Source organism: Streptomyces sp. NPDC030143, from assembly GCF_055573695.1.
The window spans coordinates 24,662-46,677 of sequence record NZ_JBVIAY010000031.1 but is presented as its reverse complement, the minus strand read 5'-3'; the positions used below and the strand labels follow the sequence as shown (position 1 = coordinate 46,677).

Below are 22,016 nucleotides of genomic sequence, written 5' to 3'. Positions count from 1 at the left end.
CTTACCTCACGTACGGGAGGCAGCCCTTGGAGGACTGCTGCCTCAGGGAGGGGCCGCGTCTGGGCACGGTGGGGTGGAGACATGGCGAATTCCTGACTGTCACGGGTAGTCGAGGGGAAGCGTCAGGTGACGATGACGTCGTCGTCGATCACCTCGAAAGCGACGTGGTGCTCGCTGCATTCGGGGTGGTCGGGACGGGAGCCGGCCTTGAGGGGACCCGCGGCTCACAGCTGCCCGCTGTCTCTGGTTCCGCCTCTGGGTCCCGGGTGCGGCGGTGTACTCGGCTGCGGTTTTCGAAGGTCCGGGACGCTCAGAGGAGTTCCAGCAGCTTCTCGGTGAACTCGGCGGTGGTCGCCGTACCGCCCAGGTCGCGGGTACGGACGTCCGACGTGGCCAGGACCGTGGCGACGGCGTCGTCGACGTCCCGGGCGGCCTCGGGGTGGCCGAGGTGGTCGAGCATCAGGGCCGCCGAGCCGATCGCCCCCAGCGGGTTGGCGATGCCCTGGCCGGCGATGTCGGGAGCGGAACCGTGCACCGGCTCGAACATCGAGGGGAAGTCCCGCTCGGGGTTGAGGTTGGCCGCCGGGGCGATGCCGATGGATCCGGCGACGGCGGCCGCGAGGTCGCTGAGGATGTCACCGAAGAGGTTGGAGGCGACGACGACGTCGAAGCGCGCGGGATCGAGGACGAACTTGGCGGCCAGGGCGTCGATGTGCTCCTGGTCCCAGGCGACGCCGGGGTGCTCGGCGGCCCGCTCGGCGATCAGCTCGTCCCAGAACGGCATGGTGTGGATGATGCCGTTGGACTTGGTGGCCGAGGTGACCTTCCCCCGGCGGCGCCCGGCGAGCGAGAACGCGTAGTCGGCGATCCGGGTGACCCCGGCCCGCGTGAACACCGCCTCCTGAACGGCCAGCTCCTGCGGTGTCCCCCGGTTCATCCGTCCGCCGATCTCGCTGTACTCGCCCTCAACGTTCTCCCGCACGACGACGATGTCGACCTCGCCCGGCCGGGCGCCGCGCACCGGACTGTCGACGCCTTCGAAAACCCGGATGGGCCGGAGGTTGACGTACTGGCGGAAGCTGCGCCGGATCGGGATCAGCAGCCCCCACAGCGAGACATGGTCGGGCACCCCCGGATACCCCACCGCGCCCAGCAGGATCGCGTCCGCCTCGCGCAGCTGGTCGATCCCGTCGGCGGGCATCATGGCGCCCTCCCGCAGGTACCGCTCGCACGACCAGTCGTACGACGTGTAGGACAGGCTGAAGCCGTGGCGGCGGCCGAGAACATCGAGCACCCGCTGTGCCGGGGGCAGTACCTCGGCGCCGATGCCGTCACCGGGGATCAGGGCTATGCGGTGGTTCGTCGTCATGCCGTCGATTGCAGCAAGGCGGTCCGCGGGGCGTCCAAGACGCAAAGCGGATCTCCCTTATAAGCGGTGCCTATCAGGTGTCGGCGGTGGCCGAGGTCGCGGCCGTGACGAACGCGGCGGCTGCGGGCGACAGGCTGCCGCGGCGGCTGACGAGGGCGATGTCCAAGGTGGTCTCCGGCTCGATGTCCAGGACGCGGACGCCCAGCCGCCCGGCGAGGTCCCGCCAGGAATCCGTGACCACCGCGAGCCCGACCCCGGCCAGTACCAGGGGCACTGCTCCCGCAGCGCGTCGACCTGGATAGCCCGGTTCACCGGGCTGAGCCCGCATGCGTTCGCGAAGCTGGTGGCCATCGGCGCTCGGGTAACGCGGTCCACAAGGGGTTGGCCGTGGGGTCCGGGGACCGAACGCTGCTGGTCGCGGCGTACTGGCGTACGAACCGCACGATGCGCCGGCTCGCGCACCTGTCCGCGGGTGGCCGACGCCACAAAGCTACGTCTCGGGAAGCCTTGTCGAACCTTTCCCATAAGGCCTTGGCAATACTGCGACATGTGAAGGATGAACTGAAGTAGAGAGTTCAGCCATCGATACCTCGATTACACACTGCCGCACCTCCCGAAGCTGCACCGTGCAAGAAGAAACAAAAGATCGAGATGCAAGAGCGCTCCGCGCGGGTGCAGTATGACAGAAAGAGTCCACCCTCCCCGCCACCAGGAGCAACCATGCGCGGCCTCGATATACAACGATCAACAAAAGTCATACGCAACGGTGCGGGTGCCGCTCTCTTGAGCTTTGCCCTGATCACTGCGAGTGGCACGGTCGCGGAGGCGCAACCTGTCAAGATGCCTGGGGAACTGGTGGGCAGTTGGCTCAGCAAAGACAAGTCAACTTACACGGAATTTGAAGGTAATGGGACCTACGTGTACGTAGGAGGCAACTATACCGAACTCGGCGACTTCGAAGTCAAAGGGAAAGAGATCCAGTATTCACCCGTGAAGGCATCGGAAAACAAGGAGGAGCTACAAACTCCCCCTGAGCCATATACGGAAACATGGAGTGTGAAAACGAGCGGCACTTATGGACCCGATGAACTGACCACCGAAGGGGGAGGCGAAACTCTGACCTATATCGAGATGGACATATCTCAATGTTCGTAGGAACACACCAGTGCTGCACGAGGTCTTGCTCGCCTAATTGAAGGCGTTCACGCCCGGACTGCTGGTCCCGCTGCGGGTGGACTCCCCGCGTCAACCGAGCCCTACGTGCCAGTGGCGGCGTGGCAGACGGGGCCTGCCGACTGCCCTGGCAGATAGGCTGCTCGTTCTTCCGAAGTCAGGTCGCGGTTGACGGCACGGCAGATCTTCCGGATCGCCGCGGAGGGTTGGGGTAGATCGACAGCCCACAGCCGCGCGGTGAAGTCCAGGCTGGCCGTGGCGAGCGTGTGACCGTCGGGGCTGAAGGCCACATGGTCCACCGGAAGGGAGTGTCCGGTCAGTGTGAGGCGGGCTTTGCCGGAGCGGCTGTCCCACAGTCGTGCCGTGTGGTCGCTGCTGGCAGTGGCGAGGACTCCGTCGTGGGGGCTGAAAGCCACGGCGTAGACCTCCTGAGTGTGTCCGATCAAGGTGGTGCGGGTGTTGCCCGTTGTCGCGTCCCACAGCCGTGCTGTCTGGTCACCACTGCCGGTGGCTAGGGTCTTGCCGTCCGGACTGAACGCCACCGACCTCACCCGGCCGTTATGCCCCCGTAGAATGCGGCGGGTGCGGCCCGTATGCACGTCCCACAGACGGGCCGTGTAGTCATAGCCTCCGGTGGCGAGGGCCTTGCCATCTGGGCTGTATGCGACCGAGAGCACCTGGTCGGTGTGTCCCTTCAGGGTGCGGCGAATCTTGCCGGTGCCCACGTCCCACAGCCGAACTGTCCGGTCGGCGCCGGCGGTGGCGAGGGTCTTGCCGTCGGGGCTGAACGCCACCCCATCCACCGTGTCCTCGTGTCCTTCCAGGATGTGGCGTGTGGCGCCCGTCGCCGCGTCCCACAGCCGCGCCGTCGCGTCGAAGCTGGCCGTGGCGATGGTTGCGCCGTCGGGGCTGAACGCCACCGAGCTGACTTGGCTGGAGTGTCCCCGCAGCGGCGGGCGGGTCTTGCCGGTGGCCATGTTCCACAGCCGTGCGGTCGAGTCGACGCTTCCGGTGGCGAGGGTCTTGCCGTCGGGGCTGAACGCCACAGACGTCACCGAATCGGTGTGCCCTGTCAGCGCGGTACCCGTGAGCTCGGGAGTCACGTTCCACAGACGCACGGTGTGGTCGCGGCCGACGCTGGCGAGGGTTTCGCCGTCCGGGCTGAACGCTGTCCGAAGCACCTGGTCGCTGTGCCCGGTCAGGGACAGAATCGGTGCAGCGGTGCTCACGTTCCACAGCGTCACGGAGTAGTCCCCCTGGTAGCCACTGCCGCCGGTGGCCAGAGTTCTGCCGTCGGGGCTGAACGCCACCGATTCAGTGACGGTGGCGATCTCGGGGCCCGGCTTGCCGGTGACCACGTCCCACAGCAGAACGATGGAGTCGTTGCCGCCTGTGGCAAGGGTCTTGCCGTCGGGGCTGAAGGCCACTGAGTTCACAGGCAGGGTGTGTCGCTTCAGAATGCGGCGGGTCTTGCCTGTGCCCATGTCCCACAGCCGAGCGGTGTTGTCGCCGCATCCGGTGGCGAGGGTCTTGCCGTCGGGGCTGAAGGCCACCGAAGTCACGAGGTTCGTGTGTCCTCTCAGGACAGCACCCGCATTTTGGGCCACGAGGTCCCACAGTTGCACGGTGTCGTAGCTGGACGCGGCGAGGGTCTTGCCATCGGGGCTGAACGCCACCCCGGTCACCCCGCCTTCGTGGCCTGACAGGGTGGCGAGGCGCTCGCCGGTGGAGACTTCCCACAACCACACCTTTTTGTCCTGGCCGGCGGTCGCGAGAACACTGCCGTCGGGACTGAACGCAACGGCATTCACCTGATCGGTGTGTCCCTTCAGGACGTGGCGGGTCTTGCCGGTGGGCGCGTCCCACAGCCGTGCGGTGTTGTCGTAACTACCGGTGGCGAGGCTCTTGCCGTCGGGGCTGAAGGCAACGGCAGCCACTGTTTGAGCGTGGCCCGACAATCGGCGCTGCAGGGGGAGGGAGGAGGCGGTTCGAAGGCTGTGGAGGGCTTCGGCGCTGGGGCTTGTTCGGTACGCCTGGACAGCCAGAAGTGAAGCGAGTTCGGGGTTCGTCGTACTGATCGTGTCCGACTGGGTGGCCAGTTGCCGCGACAACACCGCCTCCCTTTCCGCGACTGCCGTCCGCCACTGCCACAACGCCCCCGCGCCGGCCAGCAGCGCGAGCACCAGCAACGTGGCCAGCCCAGCGATGAGGCGTTTGCGCCGCTGATCAACCGCTTCTTGGCGCTGCCGGCTGGCGGAAAGGAACGTCGCGATGTCGTCCGGCAGGCCCCACTGCCGGGACCGGGACCAGTCCACACCTTCCGCCAGCGCCGTCCCCGCGAGCAGGTCGCCCGGATCGCGCTCCTCGACCCAGCGGGCCTGCCGAGCACGGGTGCGATCGAGCCACTCATGGAACTCGTGATCCCGGCGCATCCAGTCCCGCAGTGCCCCCCAGTCACGGATGAGCGCGTCATGGATCAGCTCCGCCACCGGCTCGCCCGGGGGCGCGTCGGGGAGTTGGGGATCGCGGAATCTCTGCGTGGTGATGATGCGATGGCGAGCGAGAGCAGTGATGACGGCGTCGACGTCGCCATCCCGTGACCTGTCCGGGCCGACCGCCAGGTCACGTAGCTCGCCGAGGGGCACCTGCGCGCGGACGGCAGGGATACGACGACTGCGGTCCCCGGGGCGCACCAGAGAGGTGAGGATGCGCCTCGCGATGTCCTGTTGACCGGGAGACAACTGCCCCAGGACGCTGTCACACCACGTGGTCAGGCTTCCGGTGAACCCTCCGATGCGTCGGTATGCCTCATGAGTAAGGAAACCGTCCTTCCGCCTGCGCCACAGCTGGTCAAGCGTCAACTCCAACAGCGGCAGCACGGTGACCGGAGCCTGGCGGGTCTCCGTCACTTCGGGGCTGCTCGCCAGGACGTCACTGATGATTTGCTCGGGCAGCCCCGGCTGGAAGCGGAGTCCAACGAGCCGCGCGGGCTTCACGATGATGTTGTGGAGGTCGTCCTGGGTCAGCGCGCCGGGCACGTTGAGCAGCCCGTGCGTCGCTGCTGCCAGCAGCTTCGGGACCAGAGCAGCCAGTTGGTGGTAGAAGTCGTCGCGCATCACCAGAATCACGCTGAGCTGGCCATGCTCGCCGGCCGCCGTGGTGATGTCGTCGATGACGGCCAGCAAGTCCTGCGGCCAGCCGCGGGCGCCCTGAACCAGAAATTCTTCGAACTGGTCGATGACCAACAGGACGCGCTGGTATTCGGGCTCGCTCGCCAGCTTGTCGGCGACCGCCGCGGAGATCCCGTCACTCGCTGCCCCCGGCAGCCCGGCTCGCTCGATCTCCGTCGGCAGATGCTGCCGGGGCCGCGCCAACACCGGCAGCCACCGGTCACTGCCCGGCACCTCCCCCTTGCTCAACGCCCGCAGCACCCCCGCCTGAATCAACGACGACTTGCCCGAGCCGGACGGCCCCAGCAGCAGCGTCAGCCGTCGCCCCAAGGCCAGGTTCGCCAGGACCTGCCGCAGCGCCTCATCACGCCCCTGGAACCACTGGGCATGCTGCAAGGTGAACGGCTCCAGACCCCGGTAGGGGCAGACGTCCTGTGCCGCCAGCTCCGGGCGGAGCACTCGCAGGATTTCGGTCGGGGTGGCGTACGCAATATTCAGCCCCTTGCCGAACGCGTCGGGGGCTGTGATCTCGGTGACCATGCCGACGACCAGACCGGTCACCTCGTCCATGACGGGTCCGCCGCTGAACCCGGTCGTCAGATCGTTGGCTCCGGTCAGCTGAAGGAGCGCGCTCGTGTTCGGCGAGGCCGGCAACAGATCACCCACCTGCCCGAAGCCAAGGTGCCCGTCCCTCTGTGCCTGGGCCGGAAAGCCGAACGACCGGACTCGGTGGCCGCCGCATCCCTCGGCGGAGCCCAGTGACAACACCCGCGTGCCTGGTGGCGTTTCACGCAGCCGGACGAAGGCCACGTCCTCGTCCTCGGGTGCACGCCACTGCTCTACGCGTCCCTCCAGTCCGTCCGCACCCGTCACCCGTGGGAAGGTCACCCGCACCAGTTCCCCTGCCCCGGACCCGGCCGCCCGGACCACGTGCGCACATGTGACCACGACATCCGCGGCCACCAAGAAGCCTGCCCCCGCCACGCCTCCGTCCGGCCCGAGGATCTGCGCCACCGCTGTGGGCAGGTCCGACAGAGTGCCGTCGTCCGCCCCTCCCCCGGCGCTAACCATCGTCGTTCATCCACAACACGGAGACCTGCAGATGACAGTTCGCCTTGCTCTTGGTGATCACCGCGCCGACCTCGACCGCGAGGTCGACGCCGAACTCGACGGTGATCTGGTCAGGCCGGGCCTTGCGTAGCTGCTCAAGAACTGCCTGTGCAGCCTGGGTGACCGGCTCCAGAGCTTCCTGCAAGGTCTCCGGTACCTCACGGATGGCATCCGCGACGCGACCGGCTTTCACCGGCCCCTCGATGCCGGCTGCCGTCTCCACCAGTACCGAGCCCCCGCCCTCGAGTGGAATCCGGGCCAGAGATGTCAACATGCCTCCTCCATCGCTCGCGGGCACATCAGGGAGCCCGTCCCAGCATCCGGTGATCTGGGGAGGAGCCGCAGCTCGGAGTGGTCCGTACGAAGGAGTCGCCGTCGCACCGGCCGGGCGCAGCCCACCGGGTTGTCTCCCACCCAACTGGACGTCGAGCACCATCGACGCGGGGAAGGTGTCCCGGCTGCCGACCGCGGTCGTGCCCTGCGGTTTCCCGGCGGCTGGAGCCGTCGCCGGAATCCGGACTTGTCCCGTCGATCATGTGACCACTTCCGCGTTCGGGTCTTGCTGCAGTCATGAGGCGGGGTGGTCTGAGTGATGCCGAGTGGTACCTGCTGCGGCCGTTTCTGCCGGTCGGTAACAGGCTTTGTGGCGCTGGCGGGACCACCGGCCGGTGATCGACCGGATTCTGCACCGGGCGCGGACCGGTGTTCAGCGGCGTGACCTGCCCGAATGGTTCGGCCCGTGGAAGACCGTCCAGGAACGCCACTGGCTGTGGTCAGCGGACGGGAGGTGGAAGCGTCTGATCCAGCGGGTCCGGGCCGCGGCCCGCGGCGGACGCGGCAGGTGAAGTCGACTGGGAGAGGTCGGTCGACTCCACCGTCGTCCGCGCTCGCCGGCATGCGGCCAGCGCCCGCACCCGATTCCAAGGGGGCTGCGCAGGCAGAACACCACCAGGACGAGACGCCGTGGCAGCGCCTCCGGGCCCGCCGTCGGGGCATCCGGTACACGAGCCCGGAGACGGCCACCGGCCAGGCCGCCCGCCCCGCAAGAAAACCTGTGTGCAAGCGCGGCACCAGCACGCGCGCTTCGGCGGCGGCTCCTGCGGGCCGTATTGCTGGAGCGCAGTGGTGGCGTTCTCGGCCGCCGGGCCGGCATCGGCGCCAGTTGCTTCCAGACCCGTCCTACCGGCCGCGTCGCAACACCGTGGACCCGACACCTGCTACGCGTGCAAGACCACAGCTCACGCCAGCATCCCGGTCCCCAAGAGGTCCGCAGGAATGATCAAGAGCCGCTTCAGATCTCCTCTGAAACGGCTCCTGAGCTGCGACTTCGTAAAGTCGGGACGACAGGATTTGAACCTGCGACCCCTTGACCCCCAGTCAAGTGCGCTACCAAGCTGCGCCACGTCCCGGTGCGCTGTCCCGCGGAGTTCCGCGTGATCGCGCGAACAGAACTTTACCCCACGCCGGGCGGTGCACCGAAGGGGGCGTCGGCGCGGGACAATCGGCTCATGGGCAGCACAGGGCGCAGCGACGAGGGCACGGCCGGGCCGCGGGACCGGGACGAGGAGGGGCGAGCGCGCAACGCCCGGCCCCGGGACGGGCTGGGGCGGCCCCTGCCGTACGGCGCGGTGGGTGTGGCACGGCAGCCGGAGGGGGTGGTGCGCACGCCGCAGGAGAGCGTCGCCGAGGCGCGGGCCCTGCTGGCGGAGGGCAAGCCGTTCCACGCGCACGAGGTCTTCGAGGACGCCTGGAAGTCGGGGCCCGCGTCCGAGCGCACCCTGTGGCGGGGCCTGGCCCAGCTCGCGGTGGGCCTCACCCACGCGGCACGCGGCAACGTCACCGGCGGTGCGCGGCTGCTGAGGCGCGGGGCCGGCGCCGTTCAGGAGTGGGCGGCGCGCACCGGGCAGGGGCGGCCGTACGGGATGGACCTCGCGCGGCTGGCCGACTGGGCGCGGGAGCTGGCGCGGACCGTGGAGGAGACGGGCGGCCCGGTGGACGCGCGGGCGGCGGCGCCCCGGCTGGACTGACGGCGGCGGGATCCGGTGCCGTCACCGTCCGTGCCGTACGGCAGACTCAGGGCGTGCGAAAGATTCATGTCATCGGTATCGGCGCGGGCGACCCCGACCAGCTGACCCTTCAGGCGGTCAGGGTCCTGCGGAGCACGGACGTGTTCTTCGTCCTGGACAAGGGCGAGGTGAAGAGCGATCTGACGCGCCTGCGCCGCGACATGCTGGACGCGCACCTGCCGGACGGCGCCTACCGGGTGGTGGAGGCCCGTGACCCGGAGAGGGACCGCGGGGCGGGCGGGGCGGCCTACTCCCCCGCCGTCGGCGACTGGCGCAGTGCCCGCGCCGACATCTACGAGCGGCTGATCACCGAGGAGCTCGGGGAGGACGACAGCGGCGCGTTCCTGGTGTGGGGCGACCCCGCGCTGTACGACAGCACGCTCGCCATCCTCCAGGAGGTGCTGGAGCGGGGGGCGGTGACCTTCGAGTACGACGTGGTGCCGGGCATCAGCAGTGTCTCCGCGCTCGTCGCCCGGCACCGCACCGGTCTGAACCGGGTGGCGCGCCCGGTGCAGATCACCACGGGCCGCCGGCTCGCCGAGGGCTTCCCGGAGGGGGTGGACGACGTGGTGGTGATGCTCGACGCCCACCAGGCCTTCCGGCGGTACGCCGGGGAGGACATGGAGATCTACTGGGGCGCCTACATCGGCACGCCGGACGAGATCCTGGTCTCGGGTCCGCTCGCCGAGGCCGGTCCGCGCATCGAGCGGCTGCGGGCCGAGGCGCGCGAGCGCAAGGGCTGGATCATGGACACGTATCTGCTGCGCCGCAACCCCGGCGAGGCGTGAGGGCCGCCCCGAGCGGACCGCTCCCGCATCCGCCCCGGCACGCTCGCCGTTCTCGCTCCCCGCGCTCGCCGCTCTCGCCCCCGGTACGGGCGCACACGAGACCCGCGTCGTGCGGGGCGCACACGAGACCCGCGTCGTGCGCGAGACCGGCGCCGTCACGCCGCGGCGTGGGGGCGTCGGCCGAGGAGCGGGTCCGCTGCTCGTCGAGGGCCCGTCACCCGGCTCCCCCACGGCACCCCGGCCCCGGCCCCCTGACCGCCCGGCCGCCCCCCGGTCACCCCGGCCGGGTGCGGTGACCGCACGCCCGGGCCCTCGCGCTCGGGCTCACCCCGCCCCGAACCCCAGCCACGCCACTGCCCCCGCCACGTCCGGCACGGTCTCCACCCCCGCGGGCAGCGACGGCCGCCGCACGACCACCACGGGCAGTCCCAGCTCCCGCGCGGCCGTCAGCTTCGCCGCCGTCGCCGTCGCGCCGCTGTCCTTCGTCACCAGCACGTCCACCCGGTGCTCGCGCAGCAGGGTCCGTTCGTCGTCGACGGTGAACGGACCACGGGCCAGGACGAGTTCGAGGTCCGGGGGTGTCGGCGGCTCGGGCGGCTCCACGGACCGTACGACGAAGTGGAGGCCGGTGAGAGCGGCGAAGGCCGCCAGGCCCAGGCGTCCGGTCGTCAGGAAGACGCGCTCGCCCAGGCCCGGCAGCACCCGTGCCGCCCCCTCCAGCGAGTCGACCGGATGCCAGCGGTCCCCGGGGCCGGGGCGCCAGCCGGGCCGCCGCAGGACCACCAGCGGGCGTCCGGTGGCGGCGGCGGCCCGGGCCGCGTTCGCGGTGATGCCGGCGGCGAAGGGGTGGGTGGCGTCCACGACGGCGTCCACGCGCTCCTCGCGCAGCCACGCGGCGAGCCCCTCCGCCCCGCCGAACCCGCCGATGCGGACCTCCCCGGCGAGCGCCCCCGGCCGGGACACGCGCCCGGCGAGCGAGGAGGTCACCCGCACACCCGGGCGGACCGCCAGCGCGGCGGCCAGTTCACGTGCCTCGGTGGTGCCACCGAGGACCAGGACGTGCGCGGACATGGTGTCGAGCCTACGGGGTGGCTCTCCCGGCGCGGACGGCCGAGGACGGCGTTATCGTCCCCGTATGGATGCGGTGCGGGCCGTCCTCGTCGATGTCGACGGAGTGCTGACCGTCTCCTGGGAACCGCTGCCCGGCACGGTGGAGGCGCTGCGGACGATCCGGGAGGCGGGGCTGGGCGTCGCCCTCGTCACCAACACCTCTAACGCAGTAGCAGTTGCAGTGCGCCGACCACCGTGGCGGCGATGACGAGCTGTTCGAACAGCCGCTGGTCGATGCGGTGGACGGCCCACGTGCCGAACAGCGCCCCGGGCACGACGAAGGCGACGAGCGCGGCGTCCAGCAGCAGTGAGCGGCCGTCGATGAGGCCGAGGCCCACGCTGAACGGCACCTTGGAGACGTTGACGATGAGGAAGAAGAAGGCGGAGGTGCCGAGGAAGCCGAGCTTGCGGAAGCCCGCCGACAGCAGGTACATGGACATCACCGGGCCTCCCGCGTTGGCGACCATCGTGGTGAAGCCGCCGAGGACGCCGTAGGAGCGGGCCTTGAGGCGGCCGCCCCGGGTGACCACGGCGTCCGGGTCGTCGGCCGCCCCGGCGGTGCGGCGGCGCCACACCGTGACGCCCGCCATCAGCAGCAGGATCGCGCCGATCGACGTGCGCACCACCGCGTCGTCGGCCCACGTCAGGAAGACCGTGCCGACGACGACGCCGGCCGCGACAGCGGGGAAGAGCCGCCACAGGGTGGGCCAGTGGGCGTGCCGCCGGTAGGTGAGGACGGCGAGGACGTCCCCCGCGATGAGGATCGGCAGCAGCACGCCCGTGGAGGCCCGGGCCGGCAGGACGGCGGCGAAGAGGGCGAGGCTGACCGTGTTGGCCCCGCTGACGGCCGTCTTGGAGAAGCCGACCAGCAGGGCCGCGAAGGCGAGGGCGGCGAACTCCCAGCCGGTGAGGTGCCACAAGGTCATCGTGTTCATTACGGCTACCGATGCTAAGGGCACCTAACCGACGCCGTGAGGTCCGTCTCGACTGGTGGCCCGCCCTGGCGTTCGCCTGGTGGCCGCCCCGGCACCCGCCTGATGTCCGCCGGGCTCCCGTCCGGTGACCGCCCCGGCCGGCCGGGTCAGTGCCGTTCCACCAGCACCGCGCTGCCCTGCCCCACGCCCACGCACATGGTGGCCAGGCCGCGCTGGGCGCCGGTGCGTCGCATGCGGTGCAGGAGCGTGGTGAGGATGCGGGCGCCCGAGCAGCCCAGCGGGTGGCCGAGGGCGATCGCGCCGCCGCTGGGGTTGACCAGGTCGGGGTCGATGCCCAGTCGGTCCACGCAGGCCAGGGCCTGTGCCGCGAACGCCTCGTTGAACTCGGCCTCCTGGACGTCGCCGACCCCCCACCCGGCGCGGGCCAGCGCCTTGTGGGTGGCGGGGACGGGGCCGATGCCCATCACGTCGGGGTGGACGCCGGCGGAGGCACCGGCGACATAGCGGCCCAGGGACTCCAGCCCCAGGTCGTTGAGGGCCTCCTCGCTGACAAGGAGGAGGCCGGCGGCGCCGTCGTTCATCGGGGAGGCGTTGCCCGCGGTGACCGTGCCGCCGGCGCGGAAGACGGGCTTCAGCCCGGCGAGCCGCTCGTAGGAGGTGTCCTCGCGGATGCACTCGTCGGCATCGACGACCACGCCGTCGGGGCGTTCGACGGGCAGGATTTCGTCGTCGAAGTGGCCGTTCTTGCGGGCCAGCGCGGCGAGCCGGTGGCTGCGCAGGGCGAACTCGTCCTGGCGCTCGCGCGGGACGCCGTGGCGAGCGGCGACCTCCTCGGCGGTCTCGCCCATGGACAGCAGGCCGTGCAGGTCCTTCATCGCCGGGTTGACCAGGCGCCAGCCGAGGCGGGTGTCGACGGTCTCCATGCGGTGCGGGAGGGCTTCGTCGGGGCGGGCCAGCACGAACGGGGCGCGGCTCATCGACTCGGAGCCGCCCGCGAGCACGACGTCCGCCTCGCCGGCGGCGATGGTGCGGGCCGCGGCGGTGACGGCCTCCATGCCGGAGGCGCACAACCGGTTGACCGTGGCGCCGGGGACCGTCTCGGGCAGTCCGGCGAGCAGCGCTGCCATCCGGGCGACGTTGCGGTTGTCCTCGCCGGCCTGGTTGGCGGCGCCCCAGTAGACGTCGTCGATCCGGGCCGGGTCGAGCGCGGGCAGGTCGGCGACCAGGCCGCGCACGACGGCGGCGGCGAGGTCGTCGGGCCGCACGGTGGACAGCGCACCGCGGAGCTTGCCGATGGGGGTGCGGCGGGCGGCCGCGAAGTGGACGGGACGCACGAGGGGGACTCCTGACCGACGACGATGTGGACCGGTGGACCGACTCCCTCTAAATTAGCACCGCTAGTTTCACTGGGTCGGGTCCCGTACAGGAGGAGACATGACCGAGCACGCCCTCGCAGGGACCCGCGGTGCGCTGGCCGCCTACGAGTGGTCGCACCCTGAGCCCCGCCACCTGGCCCTCCTGGTCCACGGCTACGGCGAGCACGCCGGCCGTCACGCCCGGGTGGCAGCCGTGCTGCGGGGACACGGGGCGGCCGTGTTCGCGGTCGACCACGTCGGCCACGGCAGGTCGGCGGGCGAGCGGGTCGTGATCGAGGACTTCGAGGACGTGGTGACCGACCTGCACGCCGTGGCCGGGCTCGCCCGGGCCGCGCACCCCGGCCTGCCGCTGGTGGTGATCGGCCACTCCATGGGCGGCCTCGTCGCGGCCCGCTACGCACAGCGGTACGGCGACGGGACCGCCGCGCTCGTACTGTCCGGCCCGGTCCTCGGCGCCTGGGAGCTGCCCGGGCGGCTGCTCGCCCTCGACGAGATCCCGGACACCCCGATCAGCCCCGCCGCGCTGTCCCGCGACCCGGCGGTGGGCGCCGCGTACGCCGCCGATCCGCTGGTGTGGCACGGCCCGATGAAGCGGCCGACGCTGGAGGCGTTCGTGCGGACCCTGGGGACCGTCGCCGAGGAGGGCCGGGTCGGCCCGATCCCGCTGCTGTGGCTGCACGGCGAGGACGACCGGCTGGTCCCGCTCGCCGGCACCCGGCCCGGCGTCGAGGGGCTGAGCGGAAGCGGCAGTCTCACCGAGCGCGTCTATCCCGGCGCCCGGCACGAGGTGTTCCACGAGACGAACAAGGCCGAGGTCTTCGCGGACGTGACGCGGTTCCTGGACGACGTCCTCCCCGGGTGACACGGCTCCCGGCGGACGGGCCCGGCGGTTGACGGGCGCCGCGTTTGCACCTGTTCGCCCTGGGCACCCGCGCCTCCATGGAGTGGTTGCGCCGTGCCGCCTGTGTGGGCGAGGACCCCGAGCTGTTCTTTCCCGTGGGCACGTCAGGACCGGCCCTGCGGGACGTCGCCGACGCCAAGCGGGTCTGCGCCCGCTGCGCCGTGACCGCCGCGTGCCTGGACTACGCCCTCGCCAGTGGGCAGATGGCCGGAGTGTGGGGCGGCACCGGCGAGGAGGAACGCGCCGAACTGCTCCGTACCGCACGAGACGACGCCGCAAGGAGAACCTCGGTATGACTGTCGTGAAGAGCCCGCTGCCGGAACCCGCCCGTCAGGTCACCTTCGACGCGTTGCAGACCACCCTGATCGACCTCCTGGGCCTCTCCCTGGTCGGGAAGCAGGCGCACTGGAACATCGTCGGCCCCCGCTTCCGCTCGATCCACCTCCAGCTCGACGAGGTGGTCACGACGGCCCGCGAGTACGCGGACACCGTCGCCGAGCGGGCCGCCGCGCTGGGTCTGCCGCCCGACGGCCGTCCGGAGACCATCGCCTCGACGTTCACGCTGCCCGGCCCGAAGGACGGCTGGGTGCGCGACGAGGAGGTCGTGCAGGTCATCGCGGACGCGCTGAGCGCGGCCATCGGACGGCTGCGGGAGCGGATCGAGGCGACGGAGACGGCGGACCCTGTCACCCAGGACCTGCTCATCGGCATCACCGCCGACCTGGAGAAGCAGCGGTGGATGTTCGAGGCGGAGAACTGGCCGCGCGAGAGCTGAACCGGCCGGACAGGCACCGAGAACGATCCACCGGACGAAGGGGCACGCCATGACCGACGCCCTCGAACTCGACGCGCTGTGGGAGGACTTCCACCGCGTCGTGAACATGACCTCGCAGGAGCTGGCCGCCTGGCTGCGGGTGCGGGACGCCGACGAGAACGCCGAACCCCTGCCCGAGGCGGCCGGCAGCCCGACCGGGCAGCACGTGCTGGCCATCCTGCAGAAGCGGCGCACCGACCTGACCGACGACGACGTCCGCGTGATGCACCGGGTCGTCGACACGGTGACCGCGCAGGCCGACCTGGAGAACGAACCGGAGCCGGAGCGGACGCGGGAGGACACCCGCCGCCGGCACCGTCTGATGACGATCGGCCACGACCCGCTCAAGGCGTGAGACGGGCCGGGCGGCTCGGCGCGACCGCCACCGGCGTCCGCACGCGCGGCACGAGCACGGACGGGTCGGGCGCGAACAGCGCGGGCTGTGGTCGCCGGGCACCACGGCCGGTTTCTCCGCCGTCTCCTCGCCCGGCGCCCCCCGTACCTCGGCCGGCGTCGAGATGACGTACCGGTAGCCGTACGGCACGCCCGCCGACGCCTGCCGCCCGGGCACGTGCGGCCGGCGGGTGACGGCGGGGCGGCCCGGCGGGTGACGGCGGGGCCGGTGGCCGCGGGGCCCTCAGAGGTCCAGCACCCGCGCGATGGTGCGCAGGACGCCGTCGTCGTTGTTCGAAGGGGCGAGGTGACGGGCCCGGCGGACGACCTCCGGGTGGGCGTTGGCCATGGCGAACGACCAGTCGGCGGCGTCCAGCATCTCCAGGTCGTTGAGGTAGTCGCCGAACACCATGGTCTGCGCGGACGTGATGCCGAGCTCCCTCTGGAGCCGGCGCAGCGCGGCACCCTTGTTGGCGGTGCGGTTCATGACGTCGACCCAGTGCTCGCCGGAGACGACGACCTGGTGGGTGGCGGCGAACGGCTTCAGGGCGGGGGCGATCGTCCTCTCGGCCGACCCGAAGTCGAACAGGGCGACCTTCAGAATGTCGTCGTCGACGGCGGCGGCGTCCTCGACGACGCGGTGGCGGACGTAGTACCGGGCCACCTCGTCCATGAAGGCGTCGTCGGCCCGCTCCACGTAGGCGGACCGCTTGCCGCACACGACGACGCCGATGTCGGCGCCGTCGGCCGCCAGCCCGCGCGCGGCCTCCACGATCCCCGGGACCACGTCCGCCGCCAGCGGGTCGGAGCTCAGTTCCCGCCCGTCGCGCACCACGTAGGTGCCGTTCTCGGCGATGAAGACCATGCCGTCGGCGAAGTCGGCGAACTCGCGCTCCAGGGTGGCGTACTGGCGTCCGCTGGCCGGGCTGAACAGCACCCCGCGCCGCCGCAGCCGTGCGAGCGTCTCCCCCAGTCCCTCGGGCGTCCGCTGGCCGTCGTCGAGCAGAGTGCCGTCCATGTCGGTGACGATCAGCCGGATGTCGGCCGGGGCGACCGACGGGTCGGGGGCGGTGGGACGGGCGGCTTGCGAGGGGCGCATGTCCTGCTTCCTGTACGGGGGCGACCGGACCGTCACCCTACCGGGGGACACGAGGGCCACCGCCGGGGGCCCGGGGCGCCGGCCCCCGCGCCGGTCGCCGCCGTCGCGCCGATTCCCGGGACACCGGTGATCACCCGACGGCACAATGGCGACGACGGCCGGACGGGCGAACGATTCCGGTCAGGACGCGAGAAGGAGCAGTGACGTGAGCGAGGGCCACGCGCCGGCGGGCGGACGGGCACGGCTGAACACCGGAGTGGCGCACAACGCGCGGGTGTGGAACTACTGGATCGGCGGCAAGGACAACTACGAGGTCGACCAGAAGGTCGGCGAGCAGGTCGCCGGGATGTTCCCGCTGATCCGGGAGATCGCCCGCGCGGACCGCTGGTTCCTGGGCCGGGCGGTGCGGTTCCTCACCGAGGAGCGCGGGGTGCGGCAGTTCCTCGACGTCGGCACCGGGCTGCCGACGGCCGACAACACCCACGAGATCGCACAGCGCGTCGCCCCCGAGTCGCGGATCGTGTACGTCGACAACGACCCGATCGTCCTCGCGCACGCCCGCACGCTGCTGACCGGCACCCCCGAGGGCGCCACCGACTACATCGACGCCGACGTGCACGACCCGGACGCGATCCTGCGGCGGGCCGGCGCCACCCTGGACCTCACCCGCCCGGTCGCGGTGATGATGCTCGGCATCCTGAACTTCGTCCTGGACGTCGAGGCGGCGCGGGACGTCGTGCGCCGGATCATGGCCGAGGTCCCCTCGGGCAGCTTCCTGGTGCTGACGCACCCCACCCACGACCCCGAGGTCGGCGGCGAGGGCCAGATCCCGGCGATGAAGTTCTGGAACGAGAACGCCACACCGCCGATCACGGCCCGCTCCGGCGCGGAGATCGCCGCGTTCTTCGAGGGCCTGGAGATGCTGGAGCCGGGCCTGGTGCCGTGCTCCCGCTGGCGTCCCGAGCCGGGCTCCCCGGCTGTGGTGCCGCAGTACGGCGCGGTGGCCGTCAAGCCCTGACGCAGGGCCCGCCCACCGGGCGGCGGTGAGGTGGTGAGGGCGGTCGGCCGGACGCGCGAGCAGGCGCCGCGCCGGCGATCCGCCCCCGGGACGGGCACGCGGTGACTCCCACAACGGGACGCTGAGCCGGCGGCCCATCCCGGGCACGGGACGCGCGGTGCCGGCTGTCCCCCGCGCAACGGGGACGCGGTGAAGGCCGCACGGGGGCGTTGTACCGGCGGCCCGCCCGAAGGACGGGGACACGGTGGATCCCGCAGCGGGCCTCTGAGCCGGCGGCTCACCCCGGGGACGGGGAGGCTGAGCCGGCGGCCCGCCCCGGGCACGGGACACGGTGCCGGCAGTCCCGCCCCGGACGCGGGGACGCGGTGCCGGCGGCTCACCCCGGGCACGGGGACGCGGTGCCGGCTGTCCCCCGCGCAACGGGGACGCGGTGACGGCGGCACGGTGGCGCTGTGCCGGCGGCCCGGCCGTGCGACGGTGGTCTGTGACGGTGGCCCGCCGTGCGGCCGACCGACCGCGCATCGGGCCCTGACCGTGGGAGGCCGTATGACCACCCTCGCCGACCCGGTGCCCGGCGGACGCCCCGGTGACGTCGAGCGGGCGCGAGCGCTGAGCGGCGGGCTGTCGGGGCGGGGCGTGCACGGGATCGTCCTCGCCTACGTCGACACCGCGGGCGTCACGCGGGTGAAGACGATCCCCGTCGCGGGACTGGCGTCGGCGGCGGCCTGGGGCGTCGGCATGTCCCCGGTGTTCGACACGTTCCTCGCGGACGACCGCAGCGTCACCACGGACGTCCTGGGCTCCCCGGACGGCGACCTGCGCCTGTACCCCGACCTCGACCGGCTGGTGGTGCTGGCCGGGCAGCCCGGCTGGGCGTGGGCGCCGGTCGACCGGATCACCCAGGACGGCGAGCGGCATCCGGGCTGCTCCCGCACCTTCCTGCGGCGGGTCGTCGCCGACGCGGCCCGCGCGCACGGCCTGGCCTTCCGGGCGGCCGTCGAGATCGAGTGGGCCGTGGGCCTGGACTCCGCGCCCGCCGGGGAGTTCGTCCCGGCGGCCACGGGACCGGCGTACGGCGCGGTCCGCCAGGTCGAGCTGAGCGCGTACCTGGCCGACCTGCTGGCCGCGTGCGCGGCGCAGGGCGTGGACGTCGACCAGGTGCATCCCGAGTACGGGCCCGGTCAGTTCGAGATCTCGGCGGGTGCCCTGGACCCGGTGGCGGCGGCCGACCGCAGTGTGCTGGTGCGGCAGACGATCCGCGCGGTGGCCCGCCGCCACGGCCTGCGGGTCTCCTTCTCCCCCGCCGTCGCGGCACGCGGCGTCGGCAACGGCGGCCACGTCCACCTCTCCGCCTGGCGCGGTGGCGTCAACCTGCACACGGGCGGCGACCGGCGCCACGGCATGACGGCCGACGCGGAGGCCTTCACGGCCGGGGTGCTGGCGCGTCTGCCGGCCCTGACGGCGGTGACCGCGCCGAGCCCCGCGAGCCGTCTGCGGCTGAGGCCCTCCCAGTGGGCCGGGGTGTTCACGGCGTGGGGGCTGGAGACCCGCGAGTGCGCGCTGCGGCTGGTGCGGGGCACCGTAGGCCGGCGCGCGGAGCTGGCGAACCTGGAGGTCAAGCCGGTCGACCTGGCCGCCAACCCCTACCTCGCGCTCGGCTGTCTGATCGCCGCCGGCCTGGACGGGGTGTCGTCGAGTGCCGTGCTGCCCGAGGAGACCACCGGCGACCCGGCCCTCCTCGACGCCGGGGAGGCCGCCGCCAGGGGCGTGCGGCGGCTGCCGGCCTCGCTGGACGAGGCTGTCGCCGCGTTCCGCCGGGACGAGGTGTTGCGCGGCGCGCTCGGGCCGGTCCTCGCCGACGCGGTGACCGCCGTACGGCTCGGGGAGCTGGAGGCCGCGGACGGGCTGGACGACGCGCAGGTCGCCGCCGCCTACCGGTGGGTGTACTGACATGGCCGTCGGGCCGGTCCACGAGGCACTCGCCGCACTGCGACTGGTGGACCACCACTGTCACGGCGTGGTCACCGGCCCGCTGGACCGGGCGGGCTTCGAGTCGCTGCTCACCGAGGGCGAGCGCTGGCCGGGCAGCTCGCCGTTCGACACCCCGGCGGGCGTCGCCGTCCGCCGGCACTGCGCGCCCCTGCTGGACCTGGAGCGGCACGCGCCCGCCGACGCTTACCTGGCCCGGCGGGACGAGCTGGGCCCCGGGGAGGTCGGCCGTCGTCTCCTCACGGCGGCGGGGACGGGCGCGCTCTGTGTGGACACTGGGTTCGCCCCGTTGCCCCTGACGACGCCGGCCGAGCTGGCCGAGGCGGCGGGCGCGGTGGCGTACGAGGTGGTCCGGCTGGAGCGTGTCGCGGAGACGGTGGCCGGGCGGGGCGTCGAGCCGGACGGGTACGGGGACGCGTTCCGCGCGGCCGCGCTGGACGCGGTGCGGCGGCCGGGGGTGGTGGCGGTGAAGTCGGTGGCCGCCTACCGCACCGGCTTCGACCTGGACCCGGCCCGTCCCTCGGACGCCGAGGTCACCCGCGCCGCCCGGCGCTGGCTCGCGCACGGCGGACGGCTGGCGGACCCCGTCCTGGTACGGCACCTGCTGTGGACCGCCGTCGACCTGGGGCTGCCCCTCCAGCTCCACACCGGCTTCGGCGACCGCGACATCCGGCTGCACCGGGTGGATCCCACCCGCCTCACGGACTGGCTGCACCTGACCTCGGGCACGATCCCGGTGCTCCTCCTGCACTGCTGGCCCTACCAGCGGCAGGCCGCCTACCTGGCCGCGGTGTTCGAGCGGGTGTACCTGGACGTGGGGCTCACCCTGCACCACGTCGGCCCGGCCCGGGCGCGGGCGGTGCTGGAGGAGGCGCTGGAGATCACACCGTTCCGCAAACTGCTGTACAGCTCGGACGCCTACGGTGTCGTGGAGTTCCACGCGCTCGGCGCGCTGGCGTTCCGCCGGGGCCTCGGAGACCTCCTCCAGGACCGGGTGGACGACGACGAGTTGAGCCTGCCCGACGCGCTGCGCCTGGCGCGGTGGGCGGGAGCGGACAACGCCCGCCGGGTCTACCGGCTACCCCACCGGACACTGAAAGTATGATCTAGCAATGTCTGACATGACCGAGACCACGCCGGGCTGGCTGAGCCAGGACGAACTCGAACTCGCCCGTGCCCGCATGCCGATCCTGTACGTCGAGGCCGTGCCCGTGCGCGTCGACGACAGCGGCGAAGTCACCCGCATCGGCCTGCTGCTGCGCATCGGACCGGACGGCAATGTCAGCCGGACCCTGGTCTCCGGCCGGGTCCTGCACCACGAGCGGGTCCGCGACGCGCTGCTGCGCCATCTGGAGAAGGACCTCGGCCCGGTGGCGCTGCCCCGCGTCCCGGCGTCCCTCCAGCCCTTCACGGTCGCCGAGTACTTCCCGACCCAGGGCATCACGCCGTACCACGACCCGCGTCAGCACGCGGTGTCGCTGGCCTACATCGTGCCGGTGACGGGTGACTGCCGGCCCCGGCAGGACGCCCTGGACCTGGTGTGGTTCGACCCGCAGGAGGCTGCGTCGCCCGCGGTGCAGAGCGAGATGCCCGGCGGACACGGCTTCCTGCTGCGGCAGGCCCTGGCCCACGTCGGTCTGTCCGCCTCCTGACGGGCGGGGCGGGCCGGGCGTGCTCGCGGCCCTCCGACGAGACCCTCCGCCCGAGGCGCCTCGTACCTCACGCCGGTGCTCTTCCGCCACCTCCCACCGGCGGCGGCCCGTCTCCCCGTCGGCCGCCGCGTCGGACAGCCGTGGCCGGTTCCCGGGCTGTCGCGGAGTTCGCCGGGTCCGTCGGGACCGGTGAGGTCGCCGCCGCAGGGATCCGGGCGCGGCGCGGAGCCCGGCAGGGCGCCGCAGGCCGGGCGCGGCGCCCGCGCAGACGGTCGAAGGACACGGTCGTCGGGGCGTCGGCCGTTCGCGGGACGGGCGGGCAGGGGGCCGTCGACGGGGCCGGACAGCACCCGACGCCGCCGGGGCCGGCCCGTTGGCGGAGACGCTTCTCGAGGGGCGGCAACCCGCGCGGGCGCGCCGACTTGTCTCGGCAACCCGCACGCACCACACGACGAAGGCCGCCCCCACATTCCGTGGAAACGGCCTTCCGACCTGCGGTGAAGCTGGTCGGGACGACAGGATTTGAACCTGCGACCCCTTGACCCCCAGTCAAGTGCGCTACCAAGCTGCGCCACGTCCCGTTGCCCGCCTGACCTGGGGTTTCCCCCGGCCGGACGTGCACAGAAACCATACCGCACTCGGGTCGGTGGTCGCGCACCCCTTTCGGGGCGGCCCGGCCCGCGCCGGGGTCAGCCCTGCGCCGGGAGGCCGAGGCCGGGGTACGACTCCAGCAGGCGCGGCGGGGCCGCCTGGCGCCAGGAGTCGGCCAGGATGTCCTGGAGCTCCCGCTCGTCCTCCACGGCGGCGAGCCGGACCCGGACCCAGGCGAACTGGGCCTCGTGGTCGGCGATCCAGAACTTCCCCGGCTCGGCGAGGACCAGTTCGTCGCGCTCCTCCTTGGGGCAGCGCACGGCGAGCGAGGTCTCGTCCTCGGGCAGCGTGGCGAACATCTTCTCCGCGACCCGGAAGGTGGGCATGTTCCAAGCGATCTTCTCCGTCGTGTCCGGCAGGGACAGGGCGATACGGCGTGCGTCTTCGGCGTCCGGCATGCCT

General features: G+C 72.2%; 21 protein-coding genes, 2 tRNA genes and 1 pseudogene. 13 read left to right on the top strand and 11 right to left on the bottom strand.

Annotated features, from left to right (window positions below; all coding sequences use genetic code 11):
- Positions 1-310: 310 nt before the first annotated feature.
- On the bottom strand, positions 311-1,369 hold the full coding sequence (locus ACZ4YY_RS33660; RefSeq protein WP_468298767.1) for a tartrate dehydrogenase: 1,059 nt from the start codon (positions 1,367-1,369) through the stop codon (positions 311-313).
- A 73-nt stretch (positions 1,370-1,442) separates the two neighbouring features.
- Positions 1,443-1,643: pseudogene (locus ACZ4YY_RS33655) on the bottom strand (LysR substrate-binding domain-containing protein); the annotation flags it as partial.
- 446 nt (positions 1,644-2,089) lie between these two features.
- On the opposite strand from ACZ4YY_RS33655, the gene ACZ4YY_RS33650 reads away from it, so the two are divergent.
- Entirely contained in the window at positions 2,090-2,524 is a 435-nt protein-coding gene (locus ACZ4YY_RS33650) for a hypothetical protein (RefSeq protein WP_468298766.1), read from the top strand.
- A gap of 101 nt (positions 2,525-2,625) precedes the next feature.
- On the opposite strand, the gene ACZ4YY_RS33645 is transcribed toward ACZ4YY_RS33650, so the two are convergent.
- Both ACZ4YY_RS33645 and ACZ4YY_RS33640 read right to left on the bottom strand, forming a co-directional pair.
- Positions 2,626-6,726, bottom strand: coding sequence for an nSTAND1 domain-containing NTPase (locus tag ACZ4YY_RS33645; RefSeq protein ID WP_468298765.1), 4,101 nt, complete (start codon positions 6,724-6,726; stop codon positions 2,626-2,628).
- Between the two features lie 49 nt (positions 6,727-6,775).
- Complete coding sequence (locus ACZ4YY_RS33640) at positions 6,776-7,096, bottom strand: CU044_2847 family protein (RefSeq protein WP_468298764.1); 321 nt, start codon at positions 7,094-7,096, stop codon at positions 6,776-6,778.
- A 367-nt stretch (positions 7,097-7,463) separates the two neighbouring features.
- On the opposite strand from ACZ4YY_RS33640, the gene ACZ4YY_RS33635 reads away from it, so the two are divergent.
- A complete protein-coding gene (locus tag ACZ4YY_RS33635; protein WP_468298763.1) occupies positions 7,464-7,667 on the top strand; it encodes a transposase in 204 nt (67 codons plus the stop codon).
- A gap of 490 nt (positions 7,668-8,157) precedes the next feature.
- Here the strand turns inward: ACZ4YY_RS33635 and ACZ4YY_RS33630 are convergent.
- Positions 8,158-8,231: transfer RNA gene (locus ACZ4YY_RS33630), tRNA-Pro, on the bottom strand.
- 99 nt (positions 8,232-8,330) lie between these two features.
- Here ACZ4YY_RS33630 and ACZ4YY_RS33625 point away from each other — a divergent pair.
- Both ACZ4YY_RS33625 and cobF read left to right on the top strand, forming a co-directional pair.
- Positions 8,331-8,849: a DUF309 domain-containing protein gene (locus ACZ4YY_RS33625; protein ID WP_468298762.1), complete on the top strand. Its 519-nt coding sequence runs from the start codon at positions 8,331-8,333 to the stop codon at positions 8,847-8,849.
- 53 nt (positions 8,850-8,902) lie between these two features.
- Positions 8,903-9,676 carry a precorrin-6A synthase (deacetylating) gene (gene cobF / locus ACZ4YY_RS33620; protein WP_468298761.1) on the top strand — a complete coding sequence of 258 codons (774 nt, stop codon included), beginning with the start codon at positions 8,903-8,905 and terminating at the stop codon, positions 9,674-9,676.
- A gap of 324 nt (positions 9,677-10,000) precedes the next feature.
- Here the strand turns inward: cobF and ACZ4YY_RS33615 are convergent, their stop codons facing one another.
- Positions 10,001-10,747, bottom strand: coding sequence for a cobalt-precorrin-6A reductase (locus tag ACZ4YY_RS33615; protein ID WP_468298760.1), 747 nt, complete (start codon positions 10,745-10,747; stop codon positions 10,001-10,003).
- 64 nt (positions 10,748-10,811) lie between these two features.
- On the opposite strand from ACZ4YY_RS33615, the gene ACZ4YY_RS33610 reads away from it, so the two are divergent.
- Complete coding sequence (locus tag ACZ4YY_RS33610) at positions 10,812-10,994, top strand: HAD family hydrolase (protein ID WP_468298759.1); 183 nt, start codon at positions 10,812-10,814, stop codon at positions 10,992-10,994.
- Here ACZ4YY_RS33610 and ACZ4YY_RS33605 read toward each other — a convergent pair.
- Both ACZ4YY_RS33605 and ACZ4YY_RS33600 read right to left on the bottom strand, forming a co-directional pair.
- Positions 10,948-11,721, bottom strand: a complete 774-nt coding sequence (locus ACZ4YY_RS33605) for a sulfite exporter TauE/SafE family protein (protein ID WP_468298758.1) — start codon at positions 11,719-11,721, stop codon at positions 10,948-10,950. The genes ACZ4YY_RS33610 and ACZ4YY_RS33605 overlap by 47 nt on opposite strands.
- Before the next feature lie 146 nt (positions 11,722-11,867).
- Complete coding sequence (locus ACZ4YY_RS33600; RefSeq protein WP_468298757.1) at positions 11,868-13,055, bottom strand: thiolase family protein; 1,188 nt, start codon at positions 13,053-13,055, stop codon at positions 11,868-11,870.
- Between the two features lie 100 nt (positions 13,056-13,155).
- On the opposite strand from ACZ4YY_RS33600, the gene ACZ4YY_RS33595 reads away from it, so the two are divergent.
- The 4 genes from ACZ4YY_RS33595 to ACZ4YY_RS33580 are packed head-to-tail and all read left to right on the top strand — an operon-like array spanning position 13,156 to position 15,167.
- Entirely contained in the window at positions 13,156-13,959 is an 804-nt protein-coding gene (locus ACZ4YY_RS33595) for an alpha/beta hydrolase (RefSeq protein ID WP_468298756.1), read from the top strand.
- A gap of 44 nt (positions 13,960-14,003) precedes the next feature.
- The gene (locus ACZ4YY_RS33590) at positions 14,004-14,294 is read left to right on the top strand and encodes a WhiB family transcriptional regulator (protein WP_468298755.1); all 291 of its coding nucleotides are present in this window, start codon (positions 14,004-14,006) and stop codon (positions 14,292-14,294) included.
- Positions 14,291-14,773 carry a Dps family protein gene (locus tag ACZ4YY_RS33585; protein WP_468298754.1) on the top strand — a complete coding sequence of 161 codons (483 nt, stop codon included), beginning with the start codon at positions 14,291-14,293 and terminating at the stop codon, positions 14,771-14,773. Before ACZ4YY_RS33590 ends, ACZ4YY_RS33585 begins: the two co-directional genes overlap by 4 nt.
- A 49-nt stretch (positions 14,774-14,822) precedes the next feature.
- Positions 14,823-15,167 (top strand): DUF3140 domain-containing protein, encoded by a 345-nt coding sequence (locus tag ACZ4YY_RS33580; protein WP_468298753.1) that lies wholly within the window; start codon positions 14,823-14,825, stop codon positions 15,165-15,167.
- Positions 15,168-15,449: 282 nt separating this feature from the next.
- Here ACZ4YY_RS33580 and ACZ4YY_RS33575 read toward each other — a convergent pair whose 3' ends face one another.
- Positions 15,450-16,304 carry a Cof-type HAD-IIB family hydrolase gene (locus tag ACZ4YY_RS33575; protein WP_468298752.1) on the bottom strand — a complete coding sequence of 285 codons (855 nt, stop codon included), beginning with the start codon at positions 16,302-16,304 and terminating at the stop codon, positions 15,450-15,452.
- Between the two features lie 205 nt (positions 16,305-16,509).
- On the opposite strand from ACZ4YY_RS33575, the gene ACZ4YY_RS33570 reads away from it, so the two are divergent.
- The 4 genes from ACZ4YY_RS33570 to ACZ4YY_RS33555 all read left to right on the top strand — a co-directional run bounded on the left by ACZ4YY_RS33570 (position 16,510) and on the right by ACZ4YY_RS33555 (position 20,963).
- Positions 16,510-17,322: an SAM-dependent methyltransferase gene (locus ACZ4YY_RS33570; protein ID WP_468298751.1), complete on the top strand. Its 813-nt coding sequence runs from the start codon at positions 16,510-16,512 to the stop codon at positions 17,320-17,322.
- Between the two features lie 546 nt (positions 17,323-17,868).
- On the top strand, positions 17,869-19,272 hold the full coding sequence (locus tag ACZ4YY_RS33565; RefSeq protein ID WP_468298750.1) for a type I glutamate--ammonia ligase: 1,404 nt from the start codon (positions 17,869-17,871) through the stop codon (positions 19,270-19,272).
- A gap of 1 nt (position 19,273) precedes the next feature.
- A complete protein-coding gene (locus ACZ4YY_RS33560) occupies positions 19,274-20,416 on the top strand; it encodes an amidohydrolase family protein (protein ID WP_468298749.1) in 1,143 nt (380 codons plus the stop codon).
- 16 nt (positions 20,417-20,432) lie between these two features.
- Positions 20,433-20,963, top strand: coding sequence for an NUDIX hydrolase family protein (locus ACZ4YY_RS33555; protein WP_468298789.1), 531 nt, complete (start codon positions 20,433-20,435; stop codon positions 20,961-20,963).
- A gap of 504 nt (positions 20,964-21,467) precedes the next feature.
- On the opposite strand, the gene ACZ4YY_RS33550 is transcribed toward ACZ4YY_RS33555, so the two are convergent.
- A tRNA-Pro gene (locus ACZ4YY_RS33550) sits at positions 21,468-21,544 on the bottom strand.
- Positions 21,545-21,652: 108 nt separating this feature from the next.
- Positions 21,653-22,012 (bottom strand): MmcQ/YjbR family DNA-binding protein, encoded by a 360-nt coding sequence (locus tag ACZ4YY_RS33545; RefSeq protein ID WP_468298748.1) that lies wholly within the window; start codon positions 22,010-22,012, stop codon positions 21,653-21,655.
- Positions 22,013-22,016: the final 4 nt, after the last annotated feature.

Coding starts and splice junctions, on each gene's coding strand:
- ACZ4YY_RS33625 (WP_468298762.1), top strand. CDS start 8,331: ATGGGCAGCACAGGGCGCAGCGACGAGGGCACGGCCGGGCCGCGGGAC.
- ACZ4YY_RS33595 (WP_468298756.1), top strand. CDS start 13,156: ATGACCGAGCACGCCCTCGCAGGGACCCGCGGTGCGCTGGCCGCCTAC.
- ACZ4YY_RS33640 (WP_468298764.1), bottom strand. CDS start 7,096: ATGTTGACATCTCTGGCCCGGATTCCACTCGAGGGCGGGGGCTCGGTA.
- ACZ4YY_RS33585 (WP_468298754.1), top strand. CDS start 14,291: ATGACTGTCGTGAAGAGCCCGCTGCCGGAACCCGCCCGTCAGGTCACC.
- ACZ4YY_RS33660 (WP_468298767.1), bottom strand. CDS start 1,369: ATGACGACGAACCACCGCATAGCCCTGATCCCCGGTGACGGCATCGGC.
- ACZ4YY_RS33565 (WP_468298750.1), top strand. CDS start 17,869: ATGACCACCCTCGCCGACCCGGTGCCCGGCGGACGCCCCGGTGACGTC.
- ACZ4YY_RS33610 (WP_468298759.1), top strand. CDS start 10,812: ATGGATGCGGTGCGGGCCGTCCTCGTCGATGTCGACGGAGTGCTGACC.
- ACZ4YY_RS33555 (WP_468298789.1), top strand. CDS start 20,433: ATGACCGAGACCACGCCGGGCTGGCTGAGCCAGGACGAACTCGAACTC.
- ACZ4YY_RS33545 (WP_468298748.1), bottom strand. CDS start 22,012: ATGCCGGACGCCGAAGACGCACGCCGTATCGCCCTGTCCCTGCCGGAC.
- ACZ4YY_RS33560 (WP_468298749.1), top strand. CDS start 19,274: ATGGCCGTCGGGCCGGTCCACGAGGCACTCGCCGCACTGCGACTGGTG.
- ACZ4YY_RS33575 (WP_468298752.1), bottom strand. CDS start 16,304: ATGCGCCCCTCGCAAGCCGCCCGTCCCACCGCCCCCGACCCGTCGGTC.
- ACZ4YY_RS33650 (WP_468298766.1), top strand. CDS start 2,090: ATGCGCGGCCTCGATATACAACGATCAACAAAAGTCATACGCAACGGT.
- ACZ4YY_RS33580 (WP_468298753.1), top strand. CDS start 14,823: ATGACCGACGCCCTCGAACTCGACGCGCTGTGGGAGGACTTCCACCGC.
- ACZ4YY_RS33605 (WP_468298758.1), bottom strand. CDS start 11,721: ATGAACACGATGACCTTGTGGCACCTCACCGGCTGGGAGTTCGCCGCC.
- ACZ4YY_RS33615 (WP_468298760.1), bottom strand. CDS start 10,747: ATGTCCGCGCACGTCCTGGTCCTCGGTGGCACCACCGAGGCACGTGAA.